This window comes from Rathayibacter sp. VKM Ac-2759 (genome assembly GCF_009834225.1).
In the GTDB taxonomy this organism is placed as follows: Bacteria; Actinomycetota; Actinomycetes; order Actinomycetales; family Microbacteriaceae; genus Rathayibacter.
Window position 1 is genome coordinate 2398185 of record NZ_CP047176.1, and the last position, 12429, is coordinate 2410613.

Sequence of the window (12429 nt, forward strand, 5' to 3'; positions counted from 1 at the left end):
GCACCTTTCCTCTCCGGCGGAGCCGGCACGTACGGGGAGGAGTCCATCCTGCGCGACCCTCCTATGGAGGGCCTGGACGCGGAGGCCGGAGGAGCTGGACGCGGAGGCCGGAGGAGCTGGACGCGGTGCGTCGGCACGGGGTCCTCGGAGGCCGCTCGCCTACCATGGCGGCATGCGTGAATTCTCGGTCCCCCAGTCCCGAGAGCTCGTCACCGAGCTCCCCGGCCCGCGCTCGATCGCCCTGCAGGAGCGCCGCGTCGCGAGCGTCTCACGGGGCGCCGGCACCCTCGCGAACATCTACATGGACCACGCCTCGGGCGCCGTCCTGGTCGACGTCGACGGCAACCGCCTCATCGACCTCGGCTGCGGCATCGGAGTCACGACCATCGGCCACGCGCACCCGGCGGTCGCCGCGGCCGCCGCCGCCCAGGCCGACAAGCTGACCCACACCCTCTTCACGGTGACGCCGTACGAGAACTACGTGCGCGTCGCCGAGAAGCTCGCCGAGATCACCCCCGGCGACTTCGAGAAGCACTCCATCCTCGTGAACTCGGGCGCGGAGGCGGTCGAGAACGCGGTCAAGATCGCCCGCAAGCACACGGGTCGCCGCGCCATCGCCTCCCTCGACCACGCGTTCCACGGCCGCACCAACCTGACGATGGCGATGACCTACCGCCCCTGGCCCGAGCGCGCGGGCATGGGCCCGTTCCCGGGCGAGATCTACAGCCTCCCGATGAGCTACCCGTTCCGCGACCCCGAGGGCATGACGGGCGCGGAGGCGGCGGAGCGCGCCATCGACTACATCCGCACCCACATCGGCGCCGAGGAGCTCGCGGCTCTGTTCGTCGAGCCGATCCAGGGCGACGGCGGCATCATCATCCCCGCGGCCGGCTACTTCGAGCGCCTCTCCGAGTTCTGCACCGAGAACGGCATCGTCTTCGTCGCCGACGAGATCCAGGCGGGCATCGCGCGCACCGGCACCTGGTACGCGATGGAGCACTTCGGAGTCGTCCCCGACCTCGTCACGACCGCCAAGGGCATCGCGGGCGGCTTCCCCCTCGCGGCGGTCACCGGTCGCGCCGAGATCATGGACGCCGTGCAGCCCGGCGGCATCGGCGGGACCTTCGGCGGCAACCCGGTCTCGACCGCCGCCGCGCTGGCCACGTTCGAGGCGATCGAGTCGGAGGGTCTCCTCGCCGAGGCGCAGCGCGTCGAGCGCGCCCTGTGGGCCCGCATCGGCGACTGGGCCGAGCGCTTCCCCGTCGTCGGCGAGGTCCGAGGCAAGGGCGCCATGTTCGGCGTCGAGCTCGTGCACCCCGGCACGAAGCGCCAGAACCCGGAGGCGCTCGCGGCGGTCCTCGAGCACGCGACCACCAACGGCGTCATCGTCCTCGACGCCGGCAGCTGGGACAGCGTCCTGCGCATCATGCCGAGCGTGGTCATCAGCGACGAGCTGATCGACGACGCTGCCAGCGTCATCGAGGAGGCCCTCGCGACGCTGGGCTGACCGCATGACGCGGGCGGCATGCACCCGCCGGTAGCCTCGTCCGAATGCGGACCGACGACGACCACGAGAGGCCGACCCCACCCGGGATCGGCCTCTCGGCGCGTCTGGCGCGCCTCACCATGGGCGGCGCCGGGCGGATGATCTACCGGCCGATCGTCGAGGGCCGGGACAACGTGCCCTCCTCCGGTCGCGTGATCCTCGCGAGCAACCACCTCTCGTTCATCGACTCCCCCGTGCTGACGCTGCTCGCGCCGCGGCCGGTGCAGTTCCTGGCGAAGGCCGACTACTTCACGGGGTCGGGCGTCCGCGGAGCGCTCTCCCGCTCCTTCTTCACTGCCGTCGGAGCCGTCCCGGTCGAGCGCGGAGCGGGACAGGCCGCGCAGGAGGCGCTCGATCTCGGGCGCGCGATCCTCGAGCGCGACGAGGCGTTCGCCGTCTACCCCGAGGGCACCCGCTCCCGCGACGGCCGCCTGTACCGGGGCCGCACCGGAGTGGCCTGGCTCGCCCTCACGACGGGCGCTCCGGTCGTCCCCGTCGGACTGATCGGCACCCAGGAGCTGCAGCCCGTCGGCTCGAGCATCCCGCGGCTGCACCGCATCACGGTCCGCTTCGGCGATCCGCTCGACCTGTCGCCCCACGGCTCCGCCGACTCCGGTCGTGCCCGACGCCACGCGACGGACGAGGTGATGACCGCGATCCACGCGCTCTCGGGCCAGGAGCTCGCCGGCGCCTACAACGAGTCGCCGCCCGCGGGGACAGTGGAGCGCATCAAGCGGGCCCTGCCGCACGAGCGGCGCTGACTCACTCCGAGGAGCTCGCTCACTCCGAGGAGCTCGGCCCCGCCTCCGCCGTCGGCTCGTGCCCGACGGGGAAGCTCACCGAGTTCGCGATGAAGCACAGCCGCGACGCCTCGGCGTGCAGGGTCTGCGCCAGGGCGACCATCGACTCGTCGGCGACGCGGACGCGCGGCCGGAGCGTCACCGACTCGAACCGGCCGCCCTCGCCCTCCTGCACCATTCTTCCGACGGCGTCGTCCGTGTATCCCGTGACGACGACGCCGTTCTTGACGGCCACGTGCAGGTACGAGAGCAGGTGGCACTGCGCGAGGGAGGCGATCAGCAGCTGCTCCGGGTTCCACCGGTCGCGGTCCCCGCGGAACGGAGTGTCGGCCGAGCCGAGGATCGGCGCCGGTCCCTGCGCGGTGAGGAGATTCTGCCGCCCGTACTCGCGGTACCCGCTGGTCCCGGTCCCCTGGTCACCCTCCCAGACGACGGAAACCGCGTAATCGTGCGCTGCTTTCATCGGTATGCCCCTTCTCGTCGGTGGATCAGGCCGGTCTCGGCCGTCTGGACCACCGCGCCCCGAGGGCTCGCGGATAGACTCGACGGACCATGACAGACACGCTCGCCCCCCAGGTTCCCACGTCGGCAGTCCCCCAGGAGCGGCGCCTCGCGACCGAGATCCCGGGGCCGCGATCCCGGGCCCTGCACGAGCGACGCCTCGCCGTCGTCCCGGCGGGCGTGGGCACGGCGCTGCCCGTCTACATCGACCGCGCCCACGGGGCGATCCTCGTCGACGTCGACGGCAACCAGTTCATCGACCTCGGCGCCGGCATCGGCGTCACCACCATCGGGCACACCGACGACGCGGTGGTCGCCGCCGCGACCGCGCAGCTCGGTCGCCTGACCCACACGCTCTTCACCGTCACGCCCTACGAGCCCTACATCCGCGTCGCCGAGCTGCTCGCCGAGCACACCCCCGGCGATTTCGCGAAGAAGACGGTGCTCGTCAACTCCGGCGCGGAGGCGGTCGAGAACGCCGTCAAGATCGCACGCAAGCACACCGGCCGCCCCGGCGTCGCGGTGCTCGACCACGCGTACCACGGCCGCACCAACCTCACGATGGCCATGAACTTCAAGGCCCTCCCCTACGGACTCGGCTTCGGACCGTTCGCGAGCGACGTCCACCGCGCCCCGAGCTCGTACCCCTACCACGACGGCCTCTCGGGTGCCGGGGCGGCGGAGCGCACGATCTCGTACCTCGAGAAGACGGTCGGCGCCTCCGCGCTGGCCTGCCTCGTCGTCGAGCCCGTTCAGGGCGAGGGCGGCTTCATGGTGCCGGCCCAGGGCTACCTCCCCGCACTGCAGGAGTGGTGCACCGCGAACGGCATCGTCTTCGTCGCCGACGAGATCCAGTCGGGCATGGCCCGCACCGGCGCGTACTTCGCGAGCGAGCACTTCGGTCTCGTCCCCGATCTGGTGCTCTCCGCGAAGGGCATCGCGGGCGGCCTCCCGCTCGCCGGTGTGACCGGACGGGCCGAGATCATGGACTCGGCGCAGGCCGGCGGGCTCGGAGGGACCTTCGGCGGCAACCCCGTCGCGGCGGCCGCCGCTGTCGCCGTGTTCGAGCGCATCGAGCAGGACGGCCTCCTCGCCGAGGCCGATCGCATCGGCACGCGCCTCGGCGCCGCGCTGCGCGCGCTGCAGGAGCAGTACGACATCATCGGCGACGTCCGCGGCATCGGCGCGATGATGGCGATCGAGCTCGTCCAGCCGGGTACGGCCGCGACGACGAAGGCGCCGAACACGGCCGCCGTCACCGCGATCATCGACTACGCGGCGGCGCACGGCGTCCTCGTGCTGAGCGCCGGCACCTACGGCAACGTGGTCCGCTTCCTCCCGAGCCTCGCCCTCACCGACGAGCTGCTCGACGACGCGGTCTCGGTGCTCGCGGAGGCCTTCGCCACCCTCTGATCCCGATCCGCGGGGCGCCGTCCTCGAGCACGAGCGGCGTCTCGCGGCCGGGACCGGACAGGAGTCGACCGGGCGTCGGGCAAGATGGAGGGATGCCCGCAGGTACCTTCACCGTCGCAGAGTCCGTCGAACTGGCCGTCGTCGAGCGATCCGGCTTCATCGAGTCGCGTCACTCCGGCTCCGCGGTCGTCCTCGACTCCGACGGCCGCGTGGCCCGCAGCCTCGGCACGCCGACCGCTCCGATCTTCCCGAGGTCGTGCCTCAAGCCCTTCCAGGCCCTCGCGGTGATGACCGCGGGTGTCGATCTCACCGGGGCGGAGGCGGTCATCGCGACCGCGAGTCACGCCGGCATCCCGCAGCACGTCGCGCTCGTGCAGAACCTGCTGTTCCGGGCCGGCCTCGACCACACGGCGCTGCAGTGCCCGGCCGACTGGCCCGGCGACTCCACGACGCGCAGCCAGCTCATGCGGGCGGGCGCGACGCAGGACCCGCTCTACATGAACTGCTCGGGCAAGCACGCCGCGATGCTGCTCGCCTGCGTGCAGAACGGCTGGAGCACCGAGGACTACCTCGAGCGCTCGCACCCCCTGCAGCAGCACATCGTCGACACGATCGAGCGCCTCACCGGCGAGCGGATCGTCGCGTCCGGCATCGACGGCTGCGGTGCGCCGGTGCACGCCCTGCCGCTGACCGCGCTGGCGAAGGGCATCTCGCGGATCGTCTCCTCCTCCGCCGCCTCGCCCTTCGGCCTCTACCGGCAGGCCGGAGTGCTGACGAACTCGATCCTCGAGAACGCGTGGGCGATCGACGGACCGGGTCGCGACAACACCGTCGTCATCGAGCGCCTCGGCCTGGTCGCCAAGCTCGGCGCCGAGGGCGTGCTGGTGATGGCCTCCCCCGACGGCACGACCGTGGCGCTCAAGATCCTCGACGGCAGCCTGCGCGCCGCGACGGTCGTCGCTCTGAAGCTGCTCGTCGAGATCGGCGCCGTCGACCGCGCGGCCGCCAACGACGTGCTGGTGAAGCTCAACCCCGTGGTCTCGGGTGGCGGGCGCCCGGTCGGCGCGATTCGCGCCTCCTACGTCTGAGGCCCGGAGGTCCCTGGCTCCTCGCGAGCCTCTTCGCCCGCGCCGCCGACGACACCTGGGTGACGACGACGATCACGATCGCCAGGAGGAAGACGGCCGAGGCGATGACGTTGGCCTCGGCGGGGATGCCGCGGGCGGCCGCGATGTAGATGTACTTCGGGAACGTCGTCACCGAGCCGGAGTTGAAGTTCGTGATGATGAAGTCGTCGAAGCTCAGCGCGAACGAGAGCAGCGCCGCGGCGAGGATGCCCGGCAGCAGCAGCGGGAAGGTGATGCGCCAGAAGACCTGGCCGGGCGACGCGTAGAGGTCGCGCCCCGCCTCCTCGAGGCGCGGATCGAGGCTCGCGACACGGGCCTTCACCGTCACGACCACGAAGCTGATGCAGAACATCGTGTGCGCCAGGATGATGGTCACGAGTCCCTTCTCGGCTCCCACCGACAGGAACTGCGCGGCGAGACCCGCACCGAGGACGACCTCGGGCGTCGCCATCGGGAGGAACAGCAGCAGGCTGATCGCCGAGCGGAACCGGAAGCGGAACCGCACGAGGGCGATGGCGATCATCGTGCCGAGCGCGGTCGCGAGCACCGTCGCGACGGCACCGACCAGGAGGCTGTTGCCGAACGCGGTCATGACCTCCTCGCTCGTCCAGGCGGACACCCACTTGTCGAGGGTGAAGCCGCGCCAGGCGAGGTTGCTCTTCACCGAGTCGTTGAACGAGAAGACGAAGGTGTAGCCGATCGGGATGAGCAGGAAGATCAGCGCCAGCGCCGTGTAGACGCCGAGGCCGAGGCCCTTGAACCTGCGCGGCCCTCTGACGGGAGCGGGCGCTGGGGCGCCGAGGATCTCCTGGGCGCTCGCGACGGGCCGATCGGCGGTGGCGGTCACAGGAGGTCCTCCGTTCCACTGCGCTTCACGTAGAAGCCGACGATGACGAGGATGACGGCCATCAGCACGATGGACAGCGCCGCCGCCGCCGGGTAGTTCTCGAGGGTGAGGAAGTTCGCCTCGATCGCGTTGCCGACCATCGAGGTCTGCGACGAGCCCAGGAAGTCGCGGCTCGCATTGATGTAGTCGCCGGCCGCCGGGATGAAGGTCAGCAGCGTCCCCGAGACGATGCCGGGCATCGAGAGCGGCACGGTGACCTTCCAGAAGACCGAGGCGGGGTGCGCGTAGAGATCCGATCCCGCCTCGAGGAACCGCGTGTCGAGCCGCTCGAGGGTCGTGTAGAGCGGCAGCGTCATGAACGGGATGAAGTTGTAGGTGATGCCGAAGATCACGGCGAACGGCGTCCCGGTGAGGTGACCGTCGCTCGGGAGGATCGCGACCGCCTTCAGCGCCTGGACCAGCGGGCTCTCATCGGCGAGGATCTGCTTCCACGCCAGGGTGCGCAGGAGGAAGCTGATGAAGAACGGCGCGATGACGAGCGTGAGCAGCAGATTCTGCAGCAGCGGCCACGGCCGGGCCTTGACTCCGATGAAGTACGCCAGCGGATAGCTGATGACGAGCGCCAGCACCGTGGCGATCAGCGCGTAGCCGAACGAGCGGAGCGCGTGCGGCCAGTAGTCCGCCATCACGATCAGGTAGTTCTGCCAGGCGAAGCCGGGTGCGTACTCGCCGATGTCGCCGTCCGGGATCTCGACCTGGAACGACGTCAGCACCAGCGAGACGAGCGGCGCCAGGAAGAAGAGAAGCATGTAGGCGATGCCCGGCAGCAGGAGCACCAGCGCGATGGTCGACCGCTTCCGGACGGGCGCGTCGAGCGGATCCGCTGTGCCGGACGCGAAGGCGGCGAAGGCCATGCCTACGACCCTCCGGCGCGCCCGGCGAGGAGCCCGCGCTTCTGGAGCGCGATCGCGCGCGTGGAGTCGTCGGGGTCGAACCGCGCAACGGTGCCCGGCTCGTCGGCGAGGCCGAAGCCGTGCTCGATGCTCCAGCTGACCCACACCTCCGCGCCCTCGCCGACGACCGGCCCGAACACCATGTTCTGCGCGAAGACGACGACGGGGCCGAGGCTCGGGATCTCGATCGTGTACTGAGTGCTGACACCGCTGAACGACACGTCGACCACCCGGCCGGGTCCGAGCACGTTGCGGTCGGGGGCATCGGCGGGCGCCTCGGTCAGGAGGAGGAGCTTCTCGGGGCGGACCCCGATGGTCATCTCGCCCGACTCTCGGGCCGACCTCGCGGTCGGCACCACGATGCGGTTGCCGCCGGCCTCGACGGTGAGCGCCGTCGCGCTCGAGCCGACCACCTCTCCGGTGAAGAGGTTCGACTGCCCGAGGAAGTTCGCCACGAAGGCGGTGCGGGGAAGCTCGTAGAGCTCCTCGGGCGCGCCCATCTGCTCGATGCGGCCCTTGTTCATCACCGCGACCGTGTCGGCCATGGTCATGGCCTCCTCCTGGTCGTGGGTGACGTGCAGGAAGGTGAGGCCGACCTCCTCCTGGATCGACTTCAGCTCGAGCTGCATCTGACGGCGGAGCTTGAGGTCGAGCGCGCCGAGCGGCTCGTCGAGGAGCAACAGGGCCGGGCGATTCACGATGGCGCGGGCGAGCGCGACGCGCTGCTGCTGCCCGCCCGAGAGCTGCGCGGGGCGGCGCTGCGCGAGGTGATCGAGCTCGACGAGGCGGAGGGCCTCGTGCGCCTTCCCGACCGGGTCGTCGATCTTGCGCCGCTTGAGGCCGAAGGCGACGTTCTCGAGGATCGACATGTGCGGGAACAGCGCGTAGGACTGGAAGACCGTGTTCACGGGCCGCTGGTAGGTCTTCGTCGCCGTGACGTCCTTCCCGCCGATCAGGATGCGTCCGCCGGAGGGCTCCTCGAGGCCCGCGACGAGTCGCAGGGTGGTCGTCTTGCCGCAGCCCGACGGGCCGAGGAGGGCGAAGAAGGATCCCGCCGGGATGGTGAGGTCGAGCGAGTCGATGGCCGTGAAGCCCGGGTACTGCTTGCTGATCCCGACCAGTTCGAGGTCGGCGCCGCTCTCGGCGAAGGTTCCGGCGGCCATCAGATGCCCAGCAGCACTTTCTGGAACTCGGCCTGGTAGTCCTTCTCCTCGGCCGCGGTGAGCGTGCGGAAGACGTGGGCCTGCGACAGCGTCTCCTCGTCGGGGAAGATCAGCTGGTTCTCGGCCAGGTCCGGATCGATGCTCTCCATGGCTTCCTTCGCTCCGTCGACGGGGGTGATGTAGTTGACCCATGCGGCGACCTGGGCGGCCACCTCTGGTTCGTAGTAGTAGTTCATGAGGGCCTCGGCGTTGGCCTTCCGCTGCGAGCCCATCGGCACGACGAAGGTGTCGTTCCAGAGCGTGCCGCCCGAGTCGGGGAGGGCGAACTCCCACTTGTCCCCCGCCTCCGCGTTGATCAGGGTGATGTCCCCCGACCAGCAGATGGCGGCGAGAGTGTCCTCGTTCTGCAGGTCGTTGAGGTAGGCGTTGCCCTTGATGTTGCGGATCTGCCCGGCGTCCACCTGCTCGCGGAAGACGTCGATCGCATCCATGAAGGCGTCGTCACCCCACTTCCCGGCGATGTCCGTCCCCTGGGCGAGCATGATGAGGCCGATGGTGTCGCGCATCTCGCTCAGCACGCCGACGCGGCCGCGGAGCGCCGGGTCCCACAGGTCGTCGATGCTCTCGAGGCCGTTCGGGAGCTTCTCCTTGTTCCAGCAGATGCCGGCGAAGCCCGCCTGCCACGGCAGCGAGAGGTGGCGACCGGGATCGAAGTCGGGGTTCGCGAGTGACGGAGTCAGGTTGACGATGTTCGGGATGTTGGCGTGGTCGAGCTCCTGGATGTACTGGCGGCGTGCGAGCCGCGACACCATCCACTCGGTGAGGCAGACCGTGTCGGCGCCGATGTACTGACCGAGGGCGAGCTGGTCCTTGACCTTGCCGTAGTAGGAGTTGTTGTCGTCGACCGCCACGTTGTAGGTGACCGAGATGCCGCTCTGCTCCTCGAACGCGAGGAGGGTCGGGTAGGCGCCGTCGTCGTCCTCGTCGAGGTACGCGGGCCAGTTGTCCCAGACGAGCTCCGGATCGGAGGCCGATACGTCCGCGGCGGCCGTCGGAGCGGGCCTGCTCACGGGTGCGCACGCCGCGAGAGCCAGCGCCCCCGCCCCCAGTCCGAGGCCTCCGAGGACCGCGCGACGCGAGAGGACGGCCCTGCGCTCGCGGTCGCGGGAGCGGGCGACGGCGATGGCTTCGCGGAGGACGGGATCCCTCGGGAGGGGACGGGTCATGCTGCGACTCCTGTCTGCGTCGGTGCTCCGGCCGACCGGCGTGAACGTGAGGAAATGATGGCACAGCCCCCACCTCGTGTCGACGCTGGACCGACGAGATCGGACATCTGGAAACACGATCGTCACGAAATCCGTGCCGGAGGCGGGGTCATACGGCGGATTCCCTGTGTCCCGCTCCGATCGCGGCGGGCCAGCGCGCGCGGTGCAGCACCCCCTCACTCTCGATCAGCACCCGGTCTCCCGCGCAGAGCGGAGCCGGCCCCAGCGCTCCGAGCACCAGGCGCGCCTCGCTCGGCGGGACGTCGAGGACGACGGCCCCGTCTCCCCGCATCGTCGCGAGCAGCCCCCGGGAGGAGGACCACTCGAGGACCGTGCCGACGACGGCGTCCGTCGGTCCACCGGCGACCGCCTCCTGCACGCTCGAGACGGCGACTCCGAGTGCCTCCAGTCGTGATCGGACCGCACGAGCACGATTCGTGAGCACGGCGACCGGCACGGAGCCGATCGGAACGTCGGGCGGCGGAGGCGAGACGTCGACGAGCGCGCGGGCGCCGGGCGCGAAGACCTGGATGCGCTCGCCGTGCCACCATCCGCCCCCGGGCGGGAGATCGGGATCGAACCTCTCTCCCGAGAGGGCGAGCAGTTGATGCTCCTGCCGGTTCGACGCGCGGAGGAGCAGGACGTCGTCGAACGCGTCCCGCACCGCAGCGAGACCGTCCGTGAGGCGACGGGCCGCGACGACCACGCGGCGCTCCCCCGCTCGGACCGCGGTCTGCAGGGCGTCGAGCAGTCGGCGCCGCTCGTCGTCCGCGCAGCGCCGGAGCAGCAGATCGAGGTCGTCGAGGAGGAGCGGCCCGGCAGCCGCTCCGTCGTCCATGACGGCGTCCCACGCCCGCTCCGGGTCGTGCGCGCCGACGAGGCGAGCCCCCTCGAGCTGACCGGCGATCGTCCGCAGCACTCCGGTCCGGCCCGATCCCGACGCGCCGAGCACCAGGACCGATCGACGCTCGAGGGACACGACGTCCTGGCTCTGCTCCTCCGGCCGGTCGACCAGCCCGAGGAGGAGGCGATCACCGGGATCCGCGGGGAGAGGGATCACGGAGGGCAGCGGGTCGCGCCACGGTCGGTGCACGACGAACGCCGCGTCTCCCGGGCGCACGGCGGCGGCGAGCTCCTCCGGAGGCGCGACCGCGGCCTGGACGAGCCGCTCCTGCCCGCCGAGCGAGACGATGCAGCGTCCGGGAGCGCCGTGCGGGAGACGGGCCGCCGCGTCCGAGCCGATCAGGGCCCGGGAGTCGGCCGCGTCCTGCACCCGCAGGGCGATGCGGAGCCCGCAGTTAGCGGCGACGGCATCGCGGACGACTCCGACCGGCCGCTGGGTGCAGAGGACGAGGTGGACGCCGAGCGAGCGGCCCCGGGCCGTGATGTCGGCGAAGGCTCGATGCAGCTCGGGAGCCCGCTCGAGGACGACCGCGCACTCGTCGACCACGATGACCAGCCGCGCCAGCACGCCCGCGGCCAGGCGCGCGACGTCGGCGACCCCGTGCTGGGCGAGGACGATCTCCCGCCGGCGCAGTTCGGCCGCGACGCTGGCGAACGCCCTGGCCGCTCCTCCCGGATCGAGATCGGTGATCACCCCCGTCACGTGAGGGAGTGCGGCGAGCGCGGCGAAGCCCGCCCCGCCCTTGAAGTCCGCGAGGAGGAAGGTCACGGCGGCCGGATCGTGACGGGCCGCGAGGGCCACGATCCAGGCGACGAGCAGCTCGGTCTTGCCGCTTCCGGTGGTGCCTCCGATGATCGCGTGGGGGCCGTCTCCGACCAGGTCGATCTCGAGCGGGCCGTCCTCGGCCACTCCGATGACGGCACGGAGGCCCTGTTCTCCGTGCCTGCGCTCCAGAGCACCGAGCTGGGCGAGGAGTACTCGCGAGGGCAGCTCCCCGACCGCGACACCGCCGACCGACTCGCCCAGCGCGAGCGCATAGGCCCTCGCCTGCTCCGAGGAGACGTAGTCGACGCTCAGGTCCTCCGTCGCGCCCGGGAGCACCCGTCCGACGACTCGGTCGCCGGCGTCGTCGCCGAGGAGGACGACGACCCGGCACGCCGTCGGGAGCCTCGACGGGTCGTCGGTGAGGACGATCACCCTGGCGTCGTCGCTCGGCTCCGGCACCGCCTCCGCGCCCTGCTCGAGGACGCTCACGCCGACGGGAGCGGTGAACGCCCGGTTGTGCGGCAGCGCCCTCAGCCCGTCCCACGCCCGGTGCGGCGGCAGCCCGATCGACAGCGCACCGGGCGAGGCCAGCTCGGCGCACTGCAGGAGCAGCCCTCTGACGAAGGCCCGGGCGAGCACCGGAGGACCGACGACGCCGATGCCCGCCGCGAGAGGCGCTGTCAGCGGGGCCCCGGGCAGTGTCGTCTCCGACCTCCGCTCCGGCAGCCCCGAGCGGAGCTCGCCCGTTCCGAGGACGATCTCCAGCGACGCTGCCCGGCGTCGCCAGCGCGCATCCACGGGCAGGGACCGCTCGAGGACGGCCAGCGGGCCGGGGGCGGCGATCCGCAGGGCGGTGAGCTCTCGCGCGCGGGAGTCGGCGAGTGCGAGGTCGTACTCGGCGAGCAGTCGCTCGTAGCGGGCCTCGTCCACGCGCGCGGAGCGCTTCCTCCCGCGCACTCCGTCGAGGAACGACGCGAGGGCGATGACCGGCCCCAGTGCGGCCAGGGCGAGCGTGTACGGCGAGGACGTGAGCGCGTACAGGACCAGCGACGACAGCACGGGGGCGAGGGCCGCGATCCAGGGGAAGGATGCGCGGGGCGGCGCAGGAGGAGGCGTCGGCGGGGCGGCAGGTCGGAACGTCATGG

Annotated in this window: 10 protein-coding genes; 4 read left to right on the forward strand and 6 right to left on the reverse strand. The window is 71.3% G+C overall.

All coding sequences use genetic code 11. The annotated features are described in order from the left end of the window. Positions 1–172 precede the first annotated feature (172 nt). Positions 173–1507, forward strand: coding sequence for a 4-aminobutyrate--2-oxoglutarate transaminase (gene gabT / locus GSU68_RS11110; RefSeq protein WP_159908298.1), 1335 nt, complete (start codon positions 173–175; stop codon positions 1505–1507). A 119-nt stretch (positions 1508–1626) separates the two neighbouring features. Next, positions 1627–2307 carry a lysophospholipid acyltransferase family protein gene (locus GSU68_RS11115; RefSeq protein ID WP_244259485.1) on the forward strand — a complete coding sequence of 227 codons (681 nt, stop codon included), beginning with the start codon at positions 1627–1629 and terminating at the stop codon, positions 2305–2307. A gap of 19 nt (positions 2308–2326) precedes the next feature. Here GSU68_RS11115 and GSU68_RS11120 read toward each other — a convergent pair whose 3' ends face one another. Further along, a complete protein-coding gene (locus tag GSU68_RS11120) occupies positions 2327–2809 on the reverse strand; it encodes an OsmC family protein (protein ID WP_159908302.1) in 483 nt (160 codons plus the stop codon). A gap of 89 nt (positions 2810–2898) precedes the next feature. Between GSU68_RS11120 and gabT (GSU68_RS11125) the strand changes: the two genes are divergently transcribed. Both gabT (GSU68_RS11125) and GSU68_RS11130 read left to right on the forward strand, forming a co-directional pair. Next, the gene (gene gabT / locus GSU68_RS11125) at positions 2899–4260 is read left to right on the forward strand and encodes a 4-aminobutyrate--2-oxoglutarate transaminase (protein ID WP_159908304.1); all 1362 of its coding nucleotides are present in this window, start codon (positions 2899–2901) and stop codon (positions 4258–4260) included. Between the two features lie 92 nt (positions 4261–4352). Further along, complete coding sequence (locus tag GSU68_RS11130; RefSeq protein ID WP_159908306.1) at positions 4353–5348, forward strand: asparaginase; 996 nt, start codon at positions 4353–4355, stop codon at positions 5346–5348. Here the strand turns inward: GSU68_RS11130 and GSU68_RS11135 are convergent. The 5 genes from GSU68_RS11135 to GSU68_RS11155 form a co-directional block, all read right to left on the reverse strand. Continuing rightward, a complete protein-coding gene (locus GSU68_RS11135; RefSeq protein WP_244259486.1) occupies positions 5287–6114 on the reverse strand; it encodes an ABC transporter permease in 828 nt (275 codons plus the stop codon). The two genes, GSU68_RS11130 and GSU68_RS11135, sit on opposite strands and share 62 nt — an antisense overlap. Before the next feature lie 116 nt (positions 6115–6230). Continuing rightward, positions 6231–7148, reverse strand: a complete 918-nt coding sequence (locus tag GSU68_RS11140) for an ABC transporter permease (protein WP_159908308.1) — start codon at positions 7146–7148, stop codon at positions 6231–6233. A gap of 2 nt (positions 7149–7150) precedes the next feature. Next, the gene (locus GSU68_RS11145; protein WP_159908310.1) at positions 7151–8350 is read right to left on the reverse strand and encodes an ABC transporter ATP-binding protein; all 1200 of its coding nucleotides are present in this window, start codon (positions 8348–8350) and stop codon (positions 7151–7153) included. Then, a complete protein-coding gene (locus GSU68_RS11150) occupies positions 8350–9576 on the reverse strand; it encodes a spermidine/putrescine ABC transporter substrate-binding protein (RefSeq protein WP_159908312.1) in 1227 nt (408 codons plus the stop codon). The genes GSU68_RS11145 and GSU68_RS11150 overlap by 1 nt, the downstream gene beginning before the upstream one ends. A 148-nt stretch (positions 9577–9724) precedes the next feature. Then, a complete protein-coding gene (locus GSU68_RS11155) occupies positions 9725–12427 on the reverse strand; it encodes an FtsK/SpoIIIE domain-containing protein (RefSeq protein WP_159908314.1) in 2703 nt (900 codons plus the stop codon). Between the last annotated feature and the right edge of the window lie 2 nt (positions 12428–12429).